22 protein-coding genes are annotated in these 22,414 nt (G+C 71.1%); 6 read left to right on the forward strand and 16 right to left on the reverse strand.

The genetic code is table 11. From position 1 onward, the window contains the following. The first annotated feature begins 142 nt into the window (after positions 1 to 142). Both ACWD3H_RS30725 and ACWD3H_RS30730 read left to right on the forward strand, forming a co-directional pair. Entirely contained in the window at positions 143 to 1,744 is a 1,602-nt protein-coding gene (locus ACWD3H_RS30725; RefSeq protein WP_451957464.1) for a M4 family metallopeptidase, read from the forward strand. A 240-nt stretch (positions 1,745 to 1,984) separates the two neighbouring features. Continuing rightward, entirely contained in the window at positions 1,985 to 3,427 is a 1,443-nt protein-coding gene (locus tag ACWD3H_RS30730) for an MFS transporter (RefSeq protein ID WP_451957465.1), read from the forward strand. A gap of 12 nt (positions 3,428 to 3,439) precedes the next feature. Here the strand turns inward: ACWD3H_RS30730 and ACWD3H_RS30735 are convergent, their stop codons facing one another. The 3 genes from ACWD3H_RS30735 to ACWD3H_RS30745 form a co-directional block, all read right to left on the reverse strand. After that, positions 3,440 to 4,612 (reverse strand): NADH:flavin oxidoreductase, encoded by a 1,173-nt coding sequence (locus tag ACWD3H_RS30735; protein ID WP_350957683.1) that lies wholly within the window; start codon positions 4,610 to 4,612, stop codon positions 3,440 to 3,442. Between the two features lie 78 nt (positions 4,613 to 4,690). After that, complete coding sequence (locus ACWD3H_RS30740; protein ID WP_350957686.1) at positions 4,691 to 4,975, reverse strand: DUF1540 domain-containing protein; 285 nt, start codon at positions 4,973 to 4,975, stop codon at positions 4,691 to 4,693. A gap of 275 nt (positions 4,976 to 5,250) precedes the next feature. Then, positions 5,251 to 6,966 (reverse strand): right-handed parallel beta-helix repeat-containing protein, encoded by a 1,716-nt coding sequence (locus ACWD3H_RS30745; RefSeq protein WP_451957466.1) that lies wholly within the window; start codon positions 6,964 to 6,966, stop codon positions 5,251 to 5,253. 82 nt (positions 6,967 to 7,048) lie between these two features. On the opposite strand from ACWD3H_RS30745, the gene ACWD3H_RS30750 reads away from it, so the two are divergent. Further along, positions 7,049 to 7,924, forward strand: coding sequence for a TetR/AcrR family transcriptional regulator (locus tag ACWD3H_RS30750; protein ID WP_451957467.1), 876 nt, complete (start codon positions 7,049 to 7,051; stop codon positions 7,922 to 7,924). Between the two features lie 91 nt (positions 7,925 to 8,015). On the opposite strand, the gene ACWD3H_RS30755 is transcribed toward ACWD3H_RS30750, so the two are convergent. The 5 genes from ACWD3H_RS30755 to ACWD3H_RS30775 form a co-directional block, all read right to left on the reverse strand. Beyond that, entirely contained in the window at positions 8,016 to 9,194 is a 1,179-nt protein-coding gene (locus ACWD3H_RS30755) for a saccharopine dehydrogenase family protein (RefSeq protein WP_451957468.1), read from the reverse strand. Between the two features lie 61 nt (positions 9,195 to 9,255). Then, the gene (locus ACWD3H_RS30760) at positions 9,256 to 10,362 is read right to left on the reverse strand and encodes an LLM class flavin-dependent oxidoreductase (RefSeq protein WP_451957469.1); all 1,107 of its coding nucleotides are present in this window, start codon (positions 10,360 to 10,362) and stop codon (positions 9,256 to 9,258) included. 49 nt (positions 10,363 to 10,411) lie between these two features. Then, positions 10,412 to 11,410, reverse strand: a complete 999-nt coding sequence (locus tag ACWD3H_RS30765) for an ABC transporter substrate-binding protein (protein WP_451957470.1) — start codon at positions 11,408 to 11,410, stop codon at positions 10,412 to 10,414. After that, on the reverse strand, positions 11,407 to 12,192 hold the full coding sequence (locus tag ACWD3H_RS30770; RefSeq protein WP_451957471.1) for an ABC transporter ATP-binding protein: 786 nt from the start codon (positions 12,190 to 12,192) through the stop codon (positions 11,407 to 11,409). Before ACWD3H_RS30770 ends, ACWD3H_RS30765 begins: the two co-directional genes overlap by 4 nt. After that, complete coding sequence (locus ACWD3H_RS30775) at positions 12,165 to 12,995, reverse strand: ABC transporter permease (protein WP_451957472.1); 831 nt, start codon at positions 12,993 to 12,995, stop codon at positions 12,165 to 12,167. Before ACWD3H_RS30775 ends, ACWD3H_RS30770 begins: the two co-directional genes overlap by 28 nt. A 167-nt stretch (positions 12,996 to 13,162) precedes the next feature. Between ACWD3H_RS30775 and ACWD3H_RS30780 the strand changes: the two genes are divergently transcribed. Continuing rightward, the gene (locus tag ACWD3H_RS30780; protein ID WP_355551681.1) at positions 13,163 to 13,645 is read left to right on the forward strand and encodes a cation:proton antiporter regulatory subunit; all 483 of its coding nucleotides are present in this window, start codon (positions 13,163 to 13,165) and stop codon (positions 13,643 to 13,645) included. Between the two features lie 8 nt (positions 13,646 to 13,653). Next, positions 13,654 to 14,811, forward strand: a complete 1,158-nt coding sequence (locus tag ACWD3H_RS30785) for a cation:proton antiporter (protein WP_350927405.1) — start codon at positions 13,654 to 13,656, stop codon at positions 14,809 to 14,811. A gap of 63 nt (positions 14,812 to 14,874) precedes the next feature. Here ACWD3H_RS30785 and ACWD3H_RS30790 read toward each other — a convergent pair whose 3' ends face one another. The 6 genes from ACWD3H_RS30790 to ACWD3H_RS30815 all read right to left on the reverse strand — a co-directional run bounded on the left by ACWD3H_RS30790 (position 14,875) and on the right by ACWD3H_RS30815 (position 20,389). Next, on the reverse strand, positions 14,875 to 15,000 hold the full coding sequence (locus ACWD3H_RS30790; protein ID WP_355551677.1) for a hypothetical protein: 126 nt from the start codon (positions 14,998 to 15,000) through the stop codon (positions 14,875 to 14,877). 57 nt (positions 15,001 to 15,057) lie between these two features. Continuing rightward, positions 15,058 to 15,429: a VOC family protein gene (locus tag ACWD3H_RS30795; RefSeq protein ID WP_355551674.1), complete on the reverse strand. Its 372-nt coding sequence runs from the start codon at positions 15,427 to 15,429 to the stop codon at positions 15,058 to 15,060. A 235-nt stretch (positions 15,430 to 15,664) separates the two neighbouring features. Then, positions 15,665 to 16,792, reverse strand: coding sequence for an LLM class flavin-dependent oxidoreductase (locus tag ACWD3H_RS30800; RefSeq protein WP_355551671.1), 1,128 nt, complete (start codon positions 16,790 to 16,792; stop codon positions 15,665 to 15,667). Beyond that, a complete protein-coding gene (locus ACWD3H_RS30805; RefSeq protein ID WP_451957473.1) occupies positions 16,789 to 17,862 on the reverse strand; it encodes an LLM class flavin-dependent oxidoreductase in 1,074 nt (357 codons plus the stop codon). The genes ACWD3H_RS30800 and ACWD3H_RS30805 overlap by 4 nt, the downstream gene beginning before the upstream one ends. Then, a complete protein-coding gene (locus ACWD3H_RS30810) occupies positions 17,859 to 19,184 on the reverse strand; it encodes an NtaA/DmoA family FMN-dependent monooxygenase (protein WP_451957474.1) in 1,326 nt (441 codons plus the stop codon). The genes ACWD3H_RS30805 and ACWD3H_RS30810 overlap by 4 nt, the downstream gene beginning before the upstream one ends. Further along, positions 19,181 to 20,389 carry an LLM class flavin-dependent oxidoreductase gene (locus ACWD3H_RS30815; protein WP_451957475.1) on the reverse strand — a complete coding sequence of 403 codons (1,209 nt, stop codon included), beginning with the start codon at positions 20,387 to 20,389 and terminating at the stop codon, positions 19,181 to 19,183. The genes ACWD3H_RS30810 and ACWD3H_RS30815 overlap by 4 nt, the downstream gene beginning before the upstream one ends. A gap of 247 nt (positions 20,390 to 20,636) precedes the next feature. Here ACWD3H_RS30815 and ACWD3H_RS30820 point away from each other — a divergent pair, with 247 nt between their 5' ends. Next, positions 20,637 to 21,563, forward strand: coding sequence for a hypothetical protein (locus tag ACWD3H_RS30820; protein WP_451957484.1), 927 nt, complete (start codon positions 20,637 to 20,639; stop codon positions 21,561 to 21,563). Here the strand turns inward: ACWD3H_RS30820 and ACWD3H_RS30825 are convergent. Both ACWD3H_RS30825 and ACWD3H_RS30830 read right to left on the reverse strand, forming a co-directional pair. Further along, positions 21,547 to 21,909 (reverse strand): MmcQ/YjbR family DNA-binding protein, encoded by a 363-nt coding sequence (locus ACWD3H_RS30825; protein ID WP_350927393.1) that lies wholly within the window; start codon positions 21,907 to 21,909, stop codon positions 21,547 to 21,549. The genes ACWD3H_RS30820 and ACWD3H_RS30825 overlap by 17 nt on opposite strands. Further along, on the reverse strand, positions 21,906 to 22,331 hold the full coding sequence (locus ACWD3H_RS30830) for a MarR family winged helix-turn-helix transcriptional regulator (protein WP_350957749.1): 426 nt from the start codon (positions 22,329 to 22,331) through the stop codon (positions 21,906 to 21,908). The genes ACWD3H_RS30825 and ACWD3H_RS30830 overlap by 4 nt, the downstream gene beginning before the upstream one ends. Positions 22,332 to 22,414: the final 83 nt, after the last annotated feature.

The following is a 22,414-nucleotide window of genomic DNA, read 5'->3' on the forward strand; positions in this document are numbered from 1 at the left end:
GATAGCCGCCCATACCACGGCGTTATGGGATTTTGTGAGGTATTCGTCCGCCTCGCTCGGTGTCAGCTTTGGGGTAGCCCCGACCCTTAGGGCTCCTTGTATCCCTCTTCCCCCCCAGGGACACCGAGAGGAGTCACCCCCCGTGAATCCGAAGACCAAACTGGGCGCCGTGGCCGTACTGGCCGTCACCGCCCTGCTCACCCCCACCGCGGTGAGCGCCGCGTCAGCACCGGCGGACATCACCGCCCGCACCGTCTCCGCCGACCCTCCGCCGTACTCACCGCCGGACGCGGAGGCGCGCAACCGCGCCGTGACCACGGCCAACGCCACCATCGCGATGAGGTCGGAAGCCCTCCTCAAGGGGCAGAACGAGAAGTTCACCCTCACCGCCAACGTCTCCGGCGCCCAGGGTCTGCAGTACCTGACCTACGCGCGCACCTACCGGGGGCTGCCGGTGTTCGGCGGTGACGTGATCGTGTCCACCGACCGGGCCGGCGAGCTGGTCGGGTCGGTGAGCTCGGGCCAGCAGTCCAGGATCACGGTCGACGTCACGAGCAAGGTGGACGCCGCCGCGGCGACCGCCACCGCCCGCGCGCAGGTGCCCGTCGTGGAGAGCGTGAGCACCCCTCGGTTGCTCGTGCACGCCGCCACCACCACGCCCAGGCTGGCCTGGGAGGTGGTCGTCACCGGTACCAACGGCGAGACCCCGAGCGTCCTGCACGTCTTCGTGGACGCCGTCGACGGGTCGATCGTCGACTCCTACGACGACGTCCACGCCGGGACCGGCAACAGCTACTACAACGGCAACCCGGTGACCATCCAGACCTCAGGTTCCGGCAGTTCGTACTCGATGACCGACACCACCCGTCCCGGCCTGCGCTGCGGCGGGCAGGGCGGCACCGCCTACACCGGGACCGACGACGCCTGGGGCACCGGCTCGGGCACCAACCTGGAGACCGCCTGCGTCGACGCCCTGTACGCGGCGCAGAAGGAATGGGACATGCTCCGCAACTGGCTGGGCCGCAACGGGTTCAACGGCTCCGGCGGCGCGTTCCCGGCCCGGGTCGGCCTGAACGCCGTCAACGCCTACTGGAACGGCAGCTACACCAACTTCGGGCATAACCAGGCCAACACCCGGCAGGCCACCCCGATGGACGTGGTCGGCCACGAGTACGGCCACGCCGTCTTCCAGTACTCCGGGGGTCCCGGGGGCAGCAGCACCGAGACCGGCGGCCTGAACGAGTCGACCGGCGACATCTTCGGCGCGCTGACCGAGCACTACGCCAACCAGCCCGCCAGCCTCGATCCGCCGGACTACCTGGTGGGCGAGGAGGTCAACCTGGTCGGCTCGGGCGAGATCCGCAACATGTACAACCCGTCGGCCGAGGGACACCCGAACTGCTACAGCTCCCCCTTCAACTTCGAGGTGCATGCGGGAGCGGGCCCGCAGAACCACTGGTTCTACCTGCTCGCCGAGGGCACCAACCCGGTGGGCAAGCCGGCCAGCTCCGTCTGCTCGGGTCCGGCCACGCTGACCGGCATCGGCATCCAGAAGGCCGGCCAGATCTTCCAGGCCGGGCTGAACAGCAAGACCGCGCCGTGGACGCACCCCAAGGCACGGAAGGCCACCGTGGCCGCCGCCAAGGCGCTCTTCCCGAGCGGCTGCGTCGAGGTCAACGCGGTCAAGGCCGCCTGGACCGCGGTGAACGTCCCGGTGCAGAGCGGCGAGGCGACGTGCCCGTAGCACCGGGCGACTCCCCGCTCCGCAGATGAGCCACCGTTCGGGTCCCGGCGACTCGCCGGGGCCCGAACGGTGATTTGAACATCCGAAAGGGGTACGTATCGGCTGCTGAAAGCCGAAGGCGGAGAACGGGGGCGGCATGCTGGTCCTCAGCCGGTCACCCGTACCGCCCGAAGATCTGGAACGCGGCGGGAGGAGAAGACCGGCGGACCGGGAGGCCGGGCCCCCGCACCGCGCGACCGGATGAGCGACGAGACGACGGCTCTGAGAGACCAGGAGGGAGCCGACCCACGCCGCTGGAAGGCGCTGACCGTCTGCCTCGTCGCCGGCTTCATGACCCTGCTGGACGTCAGCATCGTCAACGTGGCGCTGCCGGCCATCCGCAACGGGCTGAACGCCCCGCAGAGCGACCTGCAGTGGGTGGTGTCGGGGTACGCGCTCACCTTCGGGCTGGCGCTGATCCCCGCGGGGCGGTTCGGCGACATGCACGGCCGGCGCAACGTGTTCGTCCTCGGTGTCGTCCTGTTCACCCTGTCCAGCGCGGCGGCCGGGATGGCCGGGGACCCGACGTTGCTGGTCATCGCGAGACTCATCCAGGGAATGGCCGGCGGGGTGTTGAATCCGCAGGTCAGCGGATTGATCCAGCAACTCTTCCGGGGAGCGGAGCGGGGCCGGGCGTTCGGGTTGCTGGGCACCGTCATCGGCTTCTCGACCGCGATCGGCCCGCTGCTCGGCGGGGCGCTCATCCAACTCGGCGGCGGCCCCGACGCCTGGCGCCTCGTCTTCTACGTCAACGTGCCGATCGGCATCCTGGCCGTGGTCCTGGCGTACTGCTACATCCGGCCTCCGGCGCGCGAAAGGCGCCCCCGGGAGAGCATCGATCCGGTGGGCGTGCTGCTGCTCGCCCTCGGCGTCGTGCTGGTGCTCCTGCCGTTCGTCGAGGGGCAGCAGTGGCAGGGCGCGGAAAGGTGGCCGACGCTGTTCACCGGGCTCGTCGTGCTCGCCGCCTTCGTGGCCTGGGAACGCCGGTACGGGCGGCGGCGCCAGCCGGTCGTCGACCTGTTCCTGTTCCGCAGACGCTCGTACGCGCTCGGCGCCCTGCTCGGCACGCTCTACTTCGCCGGCTTCAGCGCGATCTTCTTCATTCTCACCCTCTACCTGCAGAACGGCCTGGGCTACTCGGCACTGGAGGCAGGGCTGGCGACCACCCCCTTCGCGGCGGGGTCCGCCGTGGCCGCCACGCTGGGCGGCCGGACCGTCACCCGGCTGGGCCGGCCGCTGGTGGTGGCGGGGCTGCTGCTGGTCGCGGCCGCGCTGGGCGTCACGGCGCTCGCCGTGCGGCTGGTCCCCGGCGAGCACGTGGCCTGGGCCATCGCGCTGCCGCTGCTCCTCGCCGGCCTGGGCAGCGGCCTGGTGATCTCCCCCAACCAGACGCTGACCCTGTCGGAGGTGCCGGTCGCGATGGCCGGCACCGCCGGCGGGGTGCTCCAGACGGGACAGCGGCTCGGCACGGCCGTCGGCATCGCGGCGATCGGCTCGGTGTTCTTCGCCGAGGTCGCCTCCTCCCGCGGCGACTACGCGACGGCGTTCCGGCACTCGCTGCTGGTCGCCATCGCCTTCGTGCTGGTCTCGCTGGTCGTGGCCGTCGTCGACGTGGTCACCGCCCGGCGTGCCGGGCTCCGCTGAGAGCGAGGGCGGTCACTCCGTGAGCACGCAGCGGGTGCCGGAGTAGATCGTCGACATGCACCGGTTGCAGTGGATGCACCGGGATTCGACGGCCCGGTTCTTCATGATCCGGTTGGGCAGGTCCGGCTCCATGAGCAGGGCCCGGCCCATGGCGGCGAACTGGAAGCCCTCGCGCAGGGCCAGTTCCATGGTCGCCAGGTTGGTGACGCCGCCGAGGAGCACCAGCGGCATCCTCAGGGCGGCGCGGAAGGCGCGGGCGTCGTCGAGCAGGTAGCCGTCCCGGTAGGGGTAGGAGCGCAGGAACCGGCCGCCCAGCAGCCGCACCCCCAGCCGCTGCGGCTGCCGCAGGGCCGCGGCGAAGTCACGGATCGGGGCGTCGCCCTTGAACAGGTACATCGGGTTGAGCAGCGAGCTGCCCACCGTCAGCTCGATGGCGTCGAGTCCGCCGTCCGCCTCCAGCCAGGTCGCGACCTGGAGGCTCTCGTCGGGTGTCAGGCCGCCGCTGACCCCGTCGTCCATGTTGAGCTTGGCCAGGATCGCGATCCGGCCGCCGACGGCCTCCCTTACGGCCAGGGCGACCTCGCGCGCCAGCCGGGCCCGGTTGGCCAGGCTGCCGCCGTAGCCGTCGGTCCTGTTGTTGAGCCGGGGGCTGAGGAAGGAGCTGACCAGGTAGTTGTGCCCCAGGTGGATCTCGACGGCGTCAAAGCCCGACTCCTCCGCCAGGAGCGCCGCGTCGGCGTGCGCGCGGACGATGCGCTCGATGTCCGCGACGGTCGTCGCCTGGGTCATGCTCATGCCCAGCCAGTTGAACCGCCGGGACGGGCCCAGCGCGGGGAGCCTGTTGGAGGCGGGGTTGGCCACCGGGCCGGCGTGGCCGATCTGCGCGGAGATGGCGGCGCCCTCGGCGTGTACCGCCTCGGCGAGGCGGCGCAGGCCGGGCACGGCCTCCGGGCGCATCCAGATCTGCCGCCACTGCGTGCGGCCTTCCGGTGCCACCGTGCAGTAGGCCACCGTGGTCATGCCGACGCCTCCGGCGGCCACCCGCCGGTGAAAGTCGATCAGCTCGTCGGAGACCAGCGCCTCGGGGGTCATGCCCTCGAAGGTGGCCGCCTTGATCAGGCGGTTGCGCAGGGTGATCGGCCCGAGCTTCGCGGGCGCGAAGACGTCGGCGGCGGTTTCTGCCATGGGCCAGTGTTACCAAACAAGCGCTTGGATGCCAAGAGGCCGGGGCCACCGCTCCGTCGCCGTACGGCTCATCCGCCGTCAGGCCGGCGCGTACGTGAGGCAGTCGATGTCCTTCTGCGCGTAACCGACGACGATGCCGGAGGCCTGGCATTCGTACTGGACGTTGTGCTGGCAGTCGGACATCTTGCAGGCGCCGACGCGGCCGGTGGCGGCGGGGTCGCCACCCTTCAGGTCGACCTTGAAGAAGGTCTCGCACTCCGCGTGATGACTGTTGCCGACCGTGATGGCCAGCGCGTGGCAGACGTGGTCCGCGTTGTAGGCGCACGCATCGACCTGGCACTCGTTGACTGTGGGCATTTTCATGGCTGACGTCTCCTAGGACTCGGGCCGGCCCCGGACGCGACCAGCCGTCGTCGGGGCCGGTCCCCCGACGCTCTGTTCGGTATCACCGCGCGGCGGTGCCGGCGCGTCCGGCCGGCACTCGGGCCGTCAGGTCCTCATCACGCTCTTTCGCGCTCACGAGTCGGACATGACACGGCCCCCGTTCCCGCACGCGGACTACCCGGTTTAGTACCGTGCCCGGATCACCGCCACGCTCATCCGTACCCCAAGGCTTCTCCAAGAGCGAGGCGCGGTGGTCACCGTCCGAGCAGGTGGGCGTAGCCGGGCTCCAGACCCGCCCGCACGACGATGCTCGCCGTACGGACCTCGAAGTCCTTCTCGTCGGCCGACGTCACGTTGCCCTCCATGGTGACGCCCTCCGGCGGGTCGTCCCAGCCCACCGGGTGGGCATCCCAGAAGTTGCCGCGGAAGACGACGTTTTCCAGTGGTGGCCAGACCCGCAGGACGGCCGTGTTGTCGGCGCGCTGGACGGCATTGCCCTCGACGGTGACCCAGGCGGCGCCGTAGTCGGTGTAGAGCGCGAAGTTGTACGGCGTGAGCGTGTCGCGCACGACGTTGCCGCGGACGACCGCGCCGTTGTCGTGGGAGTCGCCCTGCGGGCCCGACAGGTAGATGCCACCGCCGTCGGCCAGCACCTTCAACGTGTTGAAGGTGAGGTTGCGCAGGACCCGGGTGCTCTTGCCCGCGCCGACCACGATGCCGCAGTGCGGGACGTCGTTCACCTGGTTGTGCGCGAGCGTGGAGTCCTCGCTCCCGGTCACCGCGATACCGGGCGAGCCGGAGTACTCCAGGCCGACGTCGTGGACCCAGTTGTTCTCGACCCTGGCGCCGCGGCTCCCGCCGATCGAGATCCCGCCGCCGCAGAGGCTCTCGAACACGTTGCCCCGCACCAGGATGTCGGCGCTGTCGCCGGAGAACCGCAGGGCCGTGGCCCCCAGCCTGGTGAAGCGGCAGCCCTCGATCGCGACGCGCGCGGCGCCTTCGAACACGACGTTCGCCGGAATCTCCGACGACGCCCCCGGCACCGTCACCCACGCCCCTTCGCCGAACGACACCTTCTCGATGGGGCCGCCCTCGTAGTAGCCGGTGCCGTGGTAGTGCAGGAAGCCTTCTGGGCGGCTCGGCCGCAGCCAGGTGGCGTCTGCGAAGGTGACGCCGAGGAAGGCGACGTCGCGAGCGCCCGTGACCTTGACCAGCGTCTCCAGTACGGGGGCGACGACCTCCGTCCGCTCGGGGTCCTCGCCGGGGCGCGGCCGGTAGCTCAGGACGTGGTGACCAGGGCGGGACCTGTCGAGGGCGAAGGTACCCGGCTCCGTTAGGAAACCCGCGCCGTTCTCCACCCGGGTCGGCAGGCCAGGGCCGTAGGACTCCCCTCCGCCCTCCCAAGGGACCACCGAGTTGTAGAGCTCGATCGCCCAGCCGAAGGCGGGTTGGGCCATGGTGATGGTGGTCGAGTACTCGTCGCCTTCGACGGCGGCGACGCCGAAGCGGGCCTCGGTCCACGGGTAGACGCCGCGGAAGACAAACTCGACGTCGGCGGGATTGCCCCAGCTTTGCGGGGCCGTACTGTCGGTGACGTAACCCGTGTCGGTTCTGGTGGCCTTCCCGGGAATCGCGTCGATCGCGGCCCGTTCGGCCCTGCGTCCTTCCACGTAGAGCTGGCGGGTGTCGAGGTCGCCGACCTCGGCCAGCCAGACTCCGTCCCGCTCGCGCCAGCCGGTGACCCGGCGGCCACCGCTGACGACGGCCTCCCCCAGTGCCCGGTAGGTCACGCCGGAGTCGGCCTCGGTGAGCTCGAACGTCTCGGCGAGCCGGTGGGTGCCTGCCAGCAGGTGGACAGCGGCGTCCGCGCCGCGGGCCAGGTCCCGGGCATGGGCGAGGGTGGCGAAGGGTCGTTCCAGGGTGCCGGGCCAGGTGTCGTCACCGGAGGGGGACACGTAGAAATCGTTCAACGGGTGCTCCTCATTTATAATGTAAATAACGTATACAGCATAAACAGATACTCGGGTCGAGCGTCAAGCGGAAGGAGAACGGGTGGCCTTCGAGGAGGATCCGGACCGGACCGTCGAACTGCTGTGGCGGGAGTCCCGGGACGCCGCGCCCAGGCAGGGACTGAGCGTCGGCGCGATCGTGCGCGCCGCCGTCGAGATCGCCGACGCCGACGGCGTCGAGGGGCTGTCGATGCGACGGGTCGGCGAACGTCTCGGCTTCACCAGCATGTCGCTCTACCGGCACGTACCGGGCAAGGCACAGCTCATCGACCTGATGTGCGACACGGTGATGGGCGACGTGGTGACGAGCGGGACGGACGGCGGCGGCGCGGCCGGCACGCCGCACGGCTGGCGCGAGGCGCTCGAGGGGTGGGCGAGACGGTGCTGGGCCCTGTGCCGCCGTCACCCCTGGCTGGCCGAGGTGCGCGGCACCCGGCACGTTCCCGGCCCGAACTCCGTCGCCCAGTTCGAGTACGCGCTCGGCACCGTGGCGGGAATCGGCCTGAAGCCCGCCGAGATGGTCGCGGTGGTGGGCCTCGTCGGCCGGTTCGTGGACAGCGAGGCGGCCAGGGCGGCGGAGGTCGCCAGGGCCGAGCGGCACACGGGGGTCTCCGAGGAGGAGTGGTGGGGTGCCCGGGAGTCGCTGTACGAGAAGCTCCACCTCTATCCCACGCTGACCCACGTCTGGGAGGCGGGCGGCTACGACGAGCCGGAGGACTCCTTCGAGTTCGGCCTGCGGCGCGTGCTGGACGGCATCGAGGTACTGGTCCGTGAGCGTGATGAAAAGCGTGATGAAAGCGCCTCGTGTGCGATCTGCGGCACGGGCATGGACCGGGCGGAGACGGGTCGCCCGCGCGCCTACTGCTCGCGGGCCTGCCAGCAGCGCGCCTACCGCAGGCGCCGCCGGTCCACATCGTGACCGGGTGACACCCCGGATCGAGCGGGTTCCGGCCGATCCCGTCCACGATCGTCACACCGGAACCCGGGAGCCGCTCGTCCCGAGCGGACGCCTACTTGCGCGAGTCGCTCAGCACCGTGAAGGTGATGCCCGCCCGCACCAGACGGCCGATCAGCGCGTCGCCCATCGCCACGGCGGTGGTCAGCTGACCGGAGACCTCCGGAAGGTCGTCCGTCGCCAGGCAGAGCGCCGACTCGCCGAGCATCTTGGCGGTCTCGCCGTAGCCGGGGTCGCCACCCGCGACCTCGGTGACGACGCGCGCCCCGCCGCCCAGGCCGAGGAAGGTGACCTTGAACCAGCTCCTGGCCCGCTGCTCGACGCCGGGCCCCTCACCGGGTGCGAAGCGGCGCAGCAGCAGGGAGCGCGCCGGTGGGATCTGGGCGAGCAGCGCGAGGGCGCCCACCCCGGCGGCGAGGCCGAGCGCGACGGGCAGTCGCCTGACCGCGAAGTGGTGGCGGTAGGTGAAGTCGGGGCCGTAGCGGTCCAGCGCGCGGGCCGAGCGGGCGACGATCTGCGGGTCGAGCGTGGGCAACGGCAGTGCCCACCCTCCGACGTGGCGGACCGGGCCGGGCATGCCACGCGTCTTCCTGGTCCTGGAGGCCGCGGCGGCCCCGGGCACGATTTCCAGCTCGCGCCGGACGTGCGCGGCCTCGGCCGTCTGCCGGAAGCGGGAGATCGCCATGACGGCGGAGTGCGCGGTGCCGCCGGAGGCGGCACCGGAGGCCCGGACGAAGCCGCTGACCTCCAGCGGCACTCCCTCGGGCAGCCGCCTGACCGTGAAGTAGGCGCCGAGGTCGTGCGGGACGGAGTCGAACCCGCAGGCGTGCACGAGCTTGGCCCCGGTCTTCCTGGCCCGCTCGTGATGGCGGATGAACATGCGGTCGACGAACTCGGGCTCGCCGGTGATGTCGGCGTAGTGGGTGCCCGCGTCGGCGCAGGCGGCCACCAGCGGCTCGCCGTAGGAGACGTAGGGGCCCACGGTGGTCGCCACGACCCTGGCCTGCCTGGCGATCTCCACCAGGGAGGCCGGGTCGGTCACGTCGGCGTGCAGCAGCGGCAGCTCGGGCAGGCCGATCCGGTCCCTGACCGCTTCGAGCTTGGCCCGGTTGCGCCCGGCCAGTGCCCAGCGGAGGGCGGGACCGGCGTTGCGCGCGAGGTATTCCGCGGTGAGCGCCCCGGTGAACCCGGTGGCGCCGAACAGCACGATGTCGTACGGGCGGTCGTCAGGCATGCACCGAGATTCCTCCCCGCGGAGATCACGCGCAAGACGGGCTCGCCGGATGTGGCCGTGATCACCCCTGGACGGGCGCGGCGACGCGGGGAAGCACGTTCTCGCCGAACCAGTACGCCTCCTCCAGGTGGGGATAGCCGGACAGGACGAACTCCTCGACGCCGAGCGAGGCGTACTCCTCGATCCGCTCGGCGACCTGGGAGTGGCTGCCGACCAGCGCGGTGCCCGCACCGCCCCGCACGAGGCCGACCCCGGCCCAGAGGTTCGGATGGATCTCCAGGTCGCGGGCGGTGCCCCCGGTGAAGCCCTCGTGCAGCTCCAGCATGCGCCGCTGGCCGACCGACTCGCTACGGCCGAGCAGCTTCCTGGCCGAGACGATGTCGGCCGGGTCGATGGCGGCCAGCAGCCGCTCGGCCTCCGCCCAGGCGTCGCGCTCGCTGTCGCGGGTGATCACGTGTAGCCGGATGCCGAAGCGGAGCTTACGGCCCTGCTCCTCCGCCAGCTCCCGGATCCACTCGATCTTCTTCGCCACCTGCTCGGGGGGCTCGCCCCAGGTGAGGTAGACGTCCACGTGCCTGGCCGCGACCGGTCCGGCAGCCCGCGAGGAGCCGCCGAAGTAGATCTCCGGGACGGGATCGGGCGTCTCGGCGACCATCGCGCCCTCGACGCGGTAGTGGCCGCCGTCGAAGTCGTAGGGGGTACCGCTCCAGGCGCCGCGCACGACCGACAGGAACTCGTCGGTGCGCGCGTAGCGTTCGTCCTTGGACAGATGGTCGCCGAACCTGGCCTGCTCGGCGCTCTCCCCGCCGGTCACCACGTTGAGCAGGAGCCTGCCTCGCGAGAGCCGCTGGTAGGTGGCGGCCATCTGCGCGGCCAGCGTCGGTGACATGAAGCCTGGCCGGAAGGCGACGAGGAACTTCAGCCGCTCGGTCTCGCGGGTCAGCGCGGCGGTGACCAGCCAGGCGTCCTCGCACCAGGTGCCGGTCGGGGTCAGGACCGCCTCGAAGCCGAGCTGCTCGGCGGAGCGGGCGACCTGCGCCAGGTACTCGATGTCCGGCGGGCGGAACGTGGCCGCCTCGGAGCGGCCGTGCCCCCTGCTGAGGCCGTGGCCGCCCCCGGTGAGGACCCGGCTGTCACCGGCGGTGGGCAGGAACCAGTGGAACTTCATCGGATGCCTCCAGGCGTGGATCTCCCGGGCACGGACCTCGGGGCGGGCGTCACGAGGGGTTGTCCAGGGTGGCGTCGAACCTGGTGTCGACGAAGTCCGCGAACGTGACGGGGGAGGGGATGAGCTTGGCCTCGCTGAACGCGTCGGCGACGAGCTGCTCGCGGTCGACGACATCGCCGGCGAGCTTGAGGTCCCGGTACGAGCTGCGCCTGACCGCCGTACTGATGATCGCCTGGTCCAGCCCGGTGAGCTCGGAGAAGACCTTGGACCACTCGTCCTGGTGGTCGTTGGCCCACTGATGTGCCTTGCGGATGCGCGCCACCCAGTCGCTCAGCGCGGCCGTGCGGGCCGGGTCGGCGAGGGCCTCCTTCCCGGCGATCTGGAACTCGAAGCCGTTGGCGTAGCCCTCGCCGTCGACCAGGACGCGCGCCCCGGTCTGGGACTCGGCCTGGGCGGTGTAGGGATCCCAGATGGCCCAGGCGTCGATCCTGCCGGAGGAGAGCGCGGCCAGGGCGTCCGGCGGCTGGAGGTACTGGGGCTGGATGTCGGTGAAGCCCAGTCCCTCCTTCTTCAGTACCGCCAGCAGGTGGAAGTTGGCGGAGCTGCCCTTGGCCACGGCGACGCGCTTGCCGCGCAGGTCCGCCGGGGTCTTGATGGGCGAGTCCGCGGGAACGACGACCGCCTGACCGCCGAGGCCCTTCTCGGCGACCGCGATGACGGAGATCTTCGCCCCGGCGGCGGCCGCGAAGACCGGCGGCGCGTTGCCGACCGCGCCGAAGTCCACCGAACCGGCGTTGATGGCCTCCAGGATCGGTGGCCCCGAGGTGAACTGTGACCAGGTGACCTTGTACTTGACGTCGTCGAGCTGGCCGGCCGCGGTCAACAGCGCCTGCAGGCCCGTGCCCTTCTGGTCGCCGACGCGGAGCGTCACCTGTGACAGGTCGACCGAGCCGTCCGCACGGACGCCCTGTTCCTCCCCGGCTCCGCAGGCCGCGGTGAAGGACAGCAGCAGAGCCACGGCGATCGCCGCGGTGACACGACGTTTCATACGGTTCCCTCCGGGGTGACGCCCAGCCGGTTGAGCAGGGTGGAGCGCAGTGCGATGAGATCGGGGTGGTCGCGGTGGCGGGGGCGGGGCAGTTCGATCCCGGACTCGTGGGCGATGGCGCCCCCGTCGAGCACCAGGACGCGGTCGGCCAGCAGCATGGCCTCGTCCACGTCGTGGGTGACGAGCAGGATGCCGGGGCGGTGCCGCGCCCACAGGTCGAGCACGAGCCGGTGGATGGTGATGCGGGTCAACGCGTCCAGGGCGCTGAACGGCTCGTCGAGCAGGAGCAGGCCGGGCTCGCGGACCAGCGCCCTGGCCAGGGAGGCCCGCTGTGCCTCGCCGCCGGACAGGGTGAGCGGCCAGGCGTCGCGCAGGGCGCCGAGACCGACCTCCTCCAGCGCGGCCAGCGCGGCGGCGCGCGGGTCGGGGGCGCGCAGCCCGAGCGCGACGTTGGCCAGGACCCGTTTCCACGGCACGAGCCGGGGCTCCTGGAAGGCCACGGCGGCGGTGCCGCAGACCTCGACCTCGCCCTCGGCACCGGGGTCGAGTCCCGCGAGCACCCTCAGCAGCGTGGACTTGCCCGAGCCGCTCCGGCCGAGCAGGGCGACGAACTCGCCACGGCCGATCTCCAGGTCGACCCCGTCGAGAACCCGCCGCTCCCCGAAGGCCCGGGTGAGTCCCCTGACCGCGGCCACCGGGGCCGCCGCACGGGGCGGGGCCGCCGCGGGGAGCGAGAGCACCGCACGCGACGAGGTCAACGTGACAGGAAGCTCTGCCGCCATGACAGGGCCCTCCTCTCCAGCAGGCGTACCAGCGCGTCGGTCAGCAGGCCGAGGACCGCGTAGACGATCAGGCCGACGACGATCACGTCGGTGCGCAGGAACTCCCGGGCATCGTTGATCATGTGTCCCAGGCCGGCGTCCGCGTTGATCTGCTCGGCCACGATCAGCGCCAGCCAGGCCACGCCCAGGCTCTGCCGCAGGCCGACGAGGGTCTGCGCCAGCGCGCCGGGCAGGACGATGTGGGTGATGGTCTCCGTACGGCTCAGCCGCAGCACCCGGGCCACCTCGGCGAGCCTGCCGTCGACGCCGCGGATCCCGGAGAAGGTGTTGAGGTAGAGCGGGAAGGCCACACCGAGGGCGACCAGCGCCACCTTGGGCGTCTCGCCGATCCCGAACCAGAGGATGAACAGCGGGATCAGGCCGAACAGCGGAAGCGCCCGCAGCATCTGCAGCGGCGGGTCGACGGCGTTCTCGCCGATGCGGCTGAGCCCCGCCACGAGGGCCAGGCCGATCCCGGCGACCGCGCCGAGGGTGAAGCCGATCGCGGCCCGCCGGAGCGAGACGGCGATCGCCTCGGGCAGGACTCCCTCTCCGACGAGCCCGGCGGCGGTGGTGAGGACCTTGACGGGCGAGGCGAGGAGTTGTCCCGGGAGAAGTCCGGCGGCGCTGGCGACCTGCCAGACGACGACGATGACCAGGGGGCTGACAAGGCGCTGCCAGACGGCGGCGGAGGGCAGGGGCGCACGTGACCGCGTTCGCGCGGCCCGCTGCGGCGCCCCCACGTCGACGACGGGAGCCGGCACGGAAGACCTCATTCGTGGCTGGGGGCTCGGTTCCCGCCCATCGTCGGCCAAATAACCCACAAAGTCAATCGGTAATACCGGTTATGCTCGGCATCACTCGACAAAGCCCGAGTTGGTAGGTTCTCCTGGCAAGAGAATCAGTCATACACACGCAAGGAGCTGGCACGGTGGAGGTCGAGCAGACGGCACTGCCAGGTATAGGGCTGCGGCACGAGTTCACAACGCGGTCAGGCAGGCGAATAGGAATCGTCTCTCACCGCACGGGCCGTCGTGACCTGGTGCTGTACGACCCGGATGATCCCGACCGCGCATGCGAGACCATAAAACTGAACGACGAGGAGGCCGACGCGCTCGCCGAACTGCTCGGCGCCCCGCGCATCGTGCAGCGCCTCAACGCCCTGCACAGCGAGGTCGAGGGGCTCGTCAGCCTGCAACTGCCGATCGTGCCCGGTTCGCCGTACGCCGGCCGGCCGATGGGTGACGCGCGCGTCCGCACCCGCACCGGCGCCTCCATCGTGGCCGTGGTTCGCGAGGGCCAGGTGTTCGCCAGCCCCGCCCCTGATTTCGGGCTGCTCGGAAACGACGTGGTGGTCGTGGTGGGCAGCCCGGAGAGCACCTCCGCCGTCTCCGACATCCTGTCCGGCGGGTAGGAAACCTGGTGCACACGGCTATTCTTTTTCTTGAGCTCGGTGCTGTCCTTCTCGGGCTCGGCATCCTCGGCGCACTGGCCCTTAAAGTCGGCATCTCGCCCATCCCCCTGTACCTCATCGCCGGACTGGCCTTCGGCACCGGCGGCATCCTGCCCCTGGCCACCAGCGAGGAGTTCACCTCCGTCGGCGCCGAGCTCGGCGTCATCCTGCTGCTGCTCACCCTCGGCCTGGAGTACAACGCCTCCGAGCTGGTGACGAGCCTGAAGGGCAACGCCCGCGCGGGCGTGGTCGACCTGGTGCTCAACGCCGCGCCGGGCGCGATCACCGCACTGCTGCTGGGCTGGGGGCCGGTGGCCGCCATCGCCATGGCCGGTGTCACCTACGCCACCTCCTCCGGCATCACCGCCAAGGTCCTGTCCGACCTGGGGTGGATCGGTAACCGCGAGACACCGGTGGTGCTGTCGCTGCTGGTCTTCGAGGACCTGACGATGGCCGTCTACCTGCCGATCCTCACCGCGGTGCTGGCCGGGCTGAGCTTCGCCAGCGGTGCGATCGCCGTGGCGATCGCACTGGGCACGGTCAGCGTCGTGCTGCTGGTCGCGCTCCGCTACGGCAGGTTCATCGAGGCGTTCGTCTCCAGCCCCAACTCCGAGGTGCTGCTGCTGAAGGTCATCGGTCTCGCGCTGCTGGTCGCCGGGGTGGCCCAGCAGCTCCAGGTCTCGGCCGCGGTCGGCGCCTTCCTGGTCGGCATCGCCCTCTCCGGCGAGCTGGCCGAGGACGCCCAGGAACTGCTCACCCCGATCCGCGACCTGTTCGCCGCGGTGTTCTTCGTCTTCTTCGGCCTTCAGACCGATCCGACCAAGATTCTCCCGGTTGCCGGGCTGGCCGTGCTCCTCGCCGTGATCAGCATGATCACGAAGCTGCTCACCGGCGCCTACGCCGCCCACCGGGCGGGTATCGCCAGAGCCGGACAGGCTCGGGCCGGAATCGCGCTCATCCCCCGGGGCGAGTTCAACATCGTGATCGCCGGTCTCGCGGTGGCCGCCGGGGTCCATCCCGACCTGGGCCCGCTGGCCGCCGCCTACGTGCTCATCCTCGCCGCGTTCGGCCCGCTGGCCGCCCGGATCATGCAGCCCTTCATCACCGCCATCGCCAAACGCGCCTGACGCGCCCGACCTGATACGTGGGCCCGGCCGCGGCGACGGACGCGGCCGGGCCCACGGGCACTCCTACCTGTCCTGGAGCACGGACAGGACGTTGCCGGCGGGGTCCCTGAACCACGCGATGCAGGGGCCGCCTTCCCGCATGACGCCCCTGTCGTCCTGCGTGAAGCCGTCGTAGCGCTCGAAGGTCACACCCCGTCCGGCCAGTTCGTCAACGGCGGCGTCGATGTCGTCCGCCCGCCGGACAGGTCATCGCCCCGCCGCGGCGAGATACTCCTCGCTGAGCTCGATGATCTGGATGTAGTTGCCGTCCGGGTCCACCAGCGTGCCGAACAGCCCGGCGTCCCGCCGCTCGACCTCGACCAGCCAGGTCGCCCCCAGGCCGTCGAGGTGCGCGGCTGTGGCACGGGCGTCCTCCACATGGAAATTGAAGATCACCCGACCGGGCTCGGCGGTCGCCGGAGCGATGTCGGTGCGGTTTTCGAAGAGGACCCGGACACCGCCGAAGTCGATGAAGCCGTCTCCGAAGTGCTCGGGTGCCAGCGCGGCGAGGTACCAGGCGTGGAGCCTGACGGGGTCGACGCTGCCGAGCAGGATGCTGCCGAGGGCAGAGCTCTTCATGTCTTGTCCTTTCCCGCACCCGGCACGGGGCGGTTCTCTTTCGGCGGCGAATCTCAGGACGCCCTCGTCGGGGGCGTCTCACCTGGGACGTCGGAGTCGACGACGCGTTCTCGACATCACGCCGGAAATATCTTCGGCCGCCACCGGGTGCAGGAAGCCGGGGAGGCCGAGTACGGGCGGCCTCCCCGGCCTTGGGCGCGCCGGGACGGTGTCCGCCCGGCAGGCCGTCTCGGGCTCAGGCGACGAGCCTCGACCACTCCTCGGCGAGCAGCTCGTAGGAGCGGACCCGGTCGGCGTGGTCGTGGGTGATGGTGGTGACGAGCAGTTCGTGGGCGCCGGTGACGTCACGCAGGACGCGCAGCCTCTCGGCGACGGTACGCGGGGAGCCGACGAACTGGGTGTCCAGCCGGTCGGCGACCAGCGCGCGGTCCTCCTGGCTCCACTCGTGGGCCGCGGCCTCCGCCGGTGTCGGGAACGGGATCGCCCCGGCACCGCTGCGGATGCTGCGGACCCAGAGCCCGTACGGGGAGGCGAGCTCGCGGGCCCTCTCGTCGTCCTCGGCCACCACGACGTCCGCCGAGACGATCAGGTGGGGTTCCGCCAGGGTCTCCGAGGGCTTGAACGCCTCCCGGTACGCCTCCGCGGCCTCCAGCACGCCGGACGGGCTGACGTGGTAGTTCGCCGCGAACGGCAGCCCCCGCTCCCCCGCCACCTGCGCGCTCTGCCCGCCGCTGCTGCCCAGGATCCACAGCCGCAGGTCCGCGCCCTCGCCGGGCACCGCGTGCGCGGCCACCCCCTCCGGGGAGCGGTAGGTGCCGGCGATCAGCGCCGCGATGTCGTCCACCTGGTCGGCGAAGTCAGGGCTTTCCGCGCCGGGCTGCTGGAGCAGCGAGCCGTACAGGGAGAGCAGCGGCGACCTCGCGAGCGCGGTGAAGGAGAAGGGTTCGGGGATGAGCAGGCCGTCCACGACCCTGGCGGGCCTCGGCGCGGGCGGGGCCTTCTTCGCCAGCTCGGCGAACTCGGCCTTGCGCTGGCCCGACCGGCCCAGGCCGAGGTCGACCCGGCCGGGGTGGAGCGCGTCGATGAGACCGAACTGCTCGACCACCGACAGCGCGGTCTGGTGCCCGAGCTGTACGGCTCCCGAGCCGACCCTGATCGTGCTGGTCGCGGCGGCCACCAGGGCGATGAGCACGGCCGGGGCTGCGCTGGCGACGCCGGACGCGAAGTGGTGCTCGGCCACCCAGTAGCGGAGGTAGCCGAACTCCTCGGCCCGCCTGGCCAGGTCCAGGGTGTTGCGCAGCGCGTCGCCCGGCGTGCCACCGGACGGGACGGGGGCCAGGTCGAGGACGGACAGGGAGGTCATGAGCGCCCCCCGTCCCGCGCGCTCTCGTACCGGGGGAACGGTCTGCTGGGGATCTCCGCGCGCAGCACCGGGGCGATGTCGCTCTGGAAGAGCTCCAGTGCCGTCCGGTGCTGCTTGTCGGTGAGGCCGTCCGCGTCCGCGTGCAGGTGCATGACCTCGTGCCCGAGCCGCTCGTGGTAGCGGTGCACCTTGTCGATGATCTGCTGCGGGCTGCCGACCAGGATCGAGCTGCGCTCGATCGCGTCCTCCAGGGTGTGGAAGACCGGATCCACTCCGACCTTCTTGAACAGCTCCAGCCTGGCGTTGAAGATCGGCCGGTAGGCCTCGATCGCGTCCTGGGAGTTCCTGGCCGCGTAGTACCCGGCGGTGCCCGCTCCCACCAGGGCGTCGGCGGGGTCGTGACCGTGGAACTCCCAGCGTTCCCGGTAGTAACGGATCAGCTCGGCGTACGGCTCGACCGGGTTGCTGACGTTGGCGGAGAACAGCGGGTCTCCGTACTGGGCGGCGAGGTCCACCGACTCCTTGCTGGTGGCGCTGCCGTGCCAGACGCGGATGGGCCGCTGCAGCGGGCGCGGCCAGGTCTCGGCGTCGGTCAGGGACGGCCTGAACTTACCGGACCAGGTCACCCTGTCCTCCCGCCACAGGCGGCGGAACAGCTCGTAGCCCTCCCGGTTGCGCTCCCACTGGTCCTCGCCGGTCACGTGGAAGAGCTGGGCCTGCGCGGCTCCGTTGCCCTTGCCGATGATGAGCTCCAGGCGGCCGTCGGAGAGGTGGTCGAGGGTGGCGTAGTCCTCGTAGGCCCGTACCGGATCCAGCAGGCTCAGCGTGGTGACCGCGGTGAACAGTTTGATCGTCGACGTCTTCGCCGCGATGTGGCTGAGCACGACCGGCGGGGAGGAGGAGATGAACGGGCGCTCGTGCCGCTCCCCGACGCCGAAGCCGTCAAAACCGAGCTCCTCGGCCAGCACGGCGTTCTCGACCACCTCGCGCAGGCGCGCGTTGGTCGACTTGAGCTCACCGGTGACGGGGTTGGGGCCGTGGACGATGAGGGTGATGGCGAGGAATTTCAACGGTGCTCCTCCAGCCCCAGGTGGCCGCGTAGCGTGGTGGTCTCATACTCCGCGCGGAGGACTCCGCGCTCCTGCAGCAGCGGGACGACCTTGTCGACGAAGTCGTCCAGGCCGCCGGGGGTGAGGTGCGGCACCAGGATGAAGCCGTCGGCGGCGTCGCTCTGCACGAACTCGTTGATCTCCTCGGCGACGCGCGAGGGCGAGCCGATGAAGGACTGCCTGCCGGTCACCTCGATGACCAGGTCGCGGATGCCGAGCCGTTTGGACTCGGCCAGGGCCCGCCACTCCGCCGCCGTGGCGAGCGGGTCCCTGGACATCCGGGTCCGGCCCTTGATGATCGAGTCTTCCGAGACGTCCGGGTCGATCTCGGGCAGCGGGCCCTCGGGGTCGTAGGCCGACAGGTCGCGGTTCCACAGCTGCTCGAGCAGCAGGATCGCGGTCTGCGGGCTGACCTGCTGGCGGCGGATGTGGTCGGCGTTCTCCTGGGCCTCGGCGTCGGTGTCACCGAGCGCGAACGTGACACCGGGGAGGATCTTCAGCGAGTCGGGGGACCTGCCGTGCGCGGCCAGCCTCGACTTGATGTCGCGGTAGAAGGCCTGCCCCTCTTCGAGCCTGCTGTGCCGGGAGAAGACGGCGTCGGCGGTGGCCGCCGCGAAGGCCCTGCCGCCCTCGGAGTCTCCGGCCTGGATGGTCAGCGGGCGGCCCTGCGGTCCGCGCGGCACGGTGAAGTGGCCGCCGATGTCGAAGTGGGTGCCCCGGTGGGCGAACTCCCCGGCCTCCCGCCTGGCGAACGTGGCCGTCGCCGGGTCCGCGACGAGGTCGCCGGCGGCCCAGGAGTCCCAGAGCTCGCGGACCGTCCGGACGAACTCCTCGGCCCGCTCGTAGCGTTGCGAGTGCTCCAGGAAGCCGCCCCTGCGGAAGTTCTCGCCGGTGAACGCGTCGGAGGAGGTGACGACGTTCCACCCGGCCCGGCCGCCGGACAGGTGGTCGAGGGTGGCGAGCTTGCGGGCGAGCTCGTACGGCTCGTTGAAGGTGGCGTTGATGGTCCCGGCCAGGCCCAGGTGGTCGGTGACCGCGGCCAGCGCCGAGAGCACGGTGAGCGAGTCGGGGCGGCCGACCACGTCGAGGTCGTGGATCCTGCCGCGCTGCTCGCGCAGCCGCTGCCCGTCGGCCAGGAAGAAGAAGTCGAACCTGCCACGCTCGGCGGTCCGCGCCAGGTGGACGAAGGAGGCGAAGTCGATCTGGCTGCCCGAGGCCGGATCGCTCCAGACCGTGTGGTTGTTCACGCCCGGGAAGTGGGCGGCGAGGATGACCTGCTTCATCGTCGGCTCCCTGCGTAGCGGCTGGCGGGTCGGGGCAGGTGGAGGTGGCCGCGGAGCGTGCCGGCCTCGTACGCGTGGCGGAAGGCGCCGCGTCCGCGCAGCTCGGGCACCAGGCCGCGGGTGATCGCGGTCAGGTCGGTCGGCAGCACGGCGGGCCGGAGCCGGAACCCTTGCAGCCCGGCCGCGCGCCACTCCAGGAGCAGGTCGGCGAGCTCTCCCGGGGTACCCGTGAAGATCGCGGCGTCGGAGGTGTACGTGGCGCCGTCGAGCTCGTCGAGCCGTGCCCTGCGTTCGCGGGCGCCCTTCGCGTCGTCGTCGAGGAGGACGACGAGGTCCGCGAATATCCTCAGCTCCTCCGCGGCCGGATCGCGCACCTGCCCGGAGATCTCACGTACCTCGCGCACGATGGCCCGCGCCTGCTCACTGTCGTGTGGCGTGACGTAGACGACGTCGGCGCCGCGCGCGGCGAACTCGTACGGGAGCCGGGAGTGGGCCAGCGCGGTGACCAGCGGCTGCCCCTGGGGCGGCCTCGGCACGATGGAGGGCCCCTTGACCGTGAAGCTCGTCCCCTCGAAGTCGACGTAGTGGAGTCTGTCCCGGTCGACGAACCGGCCGGTGGCCACGTCGCGGATGACCGCGTCGTCCTCCCAGCTGTCCCAGAGGCGCCGCACGGCCTCGACGGTGTCGGCGGCGTCGGCGAACAGCTCCCGCACGACGCCCGCCTTGTCGAGGTCGCCGAGGTTCTCGGGGCGGAGCTCGGGAACCTCCCGGCGGCCGAAGTGGGCCGCCTCGGTGTGGCGCCCGGAGATCTGGGCGCGCCATCCGGCCCGCCCGGTGCTGACGTAGTCGAGGGTGGCGATGGAGCTCGCGACGTGGAAGGGCTCGGTGTGCGTGGTGGTCGCCGTGGGCACCAGCCCGATCCGGCTGGTCAGGGGGGCGATCCTGGAGGCCACCAGGACGGCGTCGAACCGGCCGCGCACCTGGTCGACACGGCCGTCGTGGCCGTCCAGAAGAGTGGTCTGCAGGGCGAGGGAGTCCTCGATGGTGACGAAGTCGAGCAGGCCGTGCTCGGCTTCGGCCACCAGTTGGGCCCAGTAGGCGGCGGTGAACAGGGCTTTCGGGGAGGCGGCGGGATCGCGCCAGGCCGCGGGGTGCCATCCGGCGCCGTCGAGAGCGACGGCGAGATGCAGGGGAACTGCCGACATACAACGACAGTAACATTAAAACCCGTAATCTCTACATGTTTAGTTGGTTATATCGTGAGAGATCGACCGACAGGCCCGACGTGCCCCGAGGCACGCTTCCGGGAGCCGCGGCTCGGAGTAGATCTCCAGGAGCGGGTTCCGGCGGAATCTCCATGGCACGGACCATCACGGAACGCCCCGGAGCGATCCCTCCCAGAGGCCGTCCTCCTGCCGCCGATGCCGGGATCTGGTAGGCATTTGTCCCGTGATGCGTTTGCTGACGGTCCTCGCGACCGCCCTCCCCCTCCTGGCGGCCCCCACTCCGGCCTCGGCCACCGCCCGCGGCAAGCCGCATGTCCCGGCCGGGGTGACCGCCGGTTACGTGGTCTTCGACCGGCAGACCGCGAAGGTGACCGAGTACCGCAACGCGCATCGGAGGTTCCGGTCGGCGTCGGTGGTGAAGATCCTCATCGCGATCGACCATCTGGAGTCGCACAGCGGCGTCTCCAAGAAGGACCTGGCGCTGCTCAAGGTCATGCTGCGGGTCAGCGACGACGCCGCCGCGACCTCCTTCTGGAGCAGAGGCGGTCAGGGAAGAATCATCCAGCGGATGGCACGCAAGCTACAACTCACCGACACCACTCCCCCACCGGCCGACAAACCAGGCTTCTGGGGCTACACCTCGCTCAGCGCGATGGACGTCGTCAAGACCTACCGCTACCTGCTCGACCGGGCCGACCCCAAGGTCAGCGCTCTGATCCTGGGCCACCTGCGCAGGGCCGGACAGTGCGGCTCCGACGGCTTCGACCAGTACTTCGGCATCCCCCGCGGGGTGCGCGGGCCGTGGGCGGTCAAGCAGGGCTGGTCGGGGTATGGCTCCACCCCCCCGGTCCGCTGCCGCCCGGCGACCTCTCCCGCCGCCCGCACCGCCCCCGCCGCCTTCACCTCCGCCTCTCCGGCTCCGGTGGCCCTGGGCGCCACCGCACCGAGCGGGGTCACCACGACGGCACCCGCCGGGGCCGGCCCCGTGCCCGATCTGGGCCGTCCCGTACTGCACAGCACCGGCCTGGTCGGCCCCGGGGAGCGCTGGATCATGGTCCTGCTGACCGCCCACCCGGCCGGGGCCACCTGGCAGCGCTCCACCGGCCAGACGACGAAGCTGGCCCGGGAGGTCCATCTCAGCGGGACCTCCTGACCACCGGCTCCCCGAAGTGGGCGGCCGCGACCCGCTTGGGCACGACCATCCGCCAGGCGTCCTCGACCAGCTCGCGCAGCTCGGTCGCGTCGATCGCCGCGAGCCGGACCCGCACCCAGTTGTAACGCTCGTCGGAGGGCCGGGGCATGTGGAACGTCTCCGGCGCGGACGCGATCAGCGCGGCCCGCTCCTCCTTGGGGAAGGCGAATCCCATCGAGGTCTCGTCGGGCGAGATCGCGGCGTAGACGATCCGGCCCACCCGGAACGTCACCCGGTCCCTGACGAGCCTCTCCTCGGTCCTGGGCAACGCCATGGCGACGCGGCGCACGTCGTCGGCCGTGATCATCGTGACGACTCGTCGAGGGAGGCGATGACCCGGCGCAGGGTCCGCTGCAGGTCGAGGACCTCCGAGGGCGCGAGCCCGGCGGCCTCGAAGATCCGGCCGGGGACGTCGCACGCCCGCTCCCCCAGCTCGACGCCCTCAGGCGTGGGCCGTACCAGCACGGAGCGCTCGTCGGAGGCGCTGCGCTCGCGGCCCACCAGGCCCGCCGCCTCCAGCCTCTTCAGCAGCGGCGACAGGGTGCCCGAGTCGAGCCGCAGCGTGAGACCGAGCTCCTTGACCGTCACCGGCCCGCGCTCCCAGAGCACCGTCATCACCAGGTACTGCGGGTAGGTGAGGCCCAGCTCGCGCAGCACCCTGCGGTAGACCGCGTCCAGCGCCCGCGAGGCCGCGTGCACGTCGAAACAGACGAGGTTCTCGACGGAGATCTTCACGATCCCGATTATACCGAACTTGACTGCTACCAATTAAATTGCACACAATTAAGTTGTCCAAAATCGAGAAGGGGATC

This window comes from Streptosporangium sp. NPDC002607 (genome assembly GCF_053592655.1).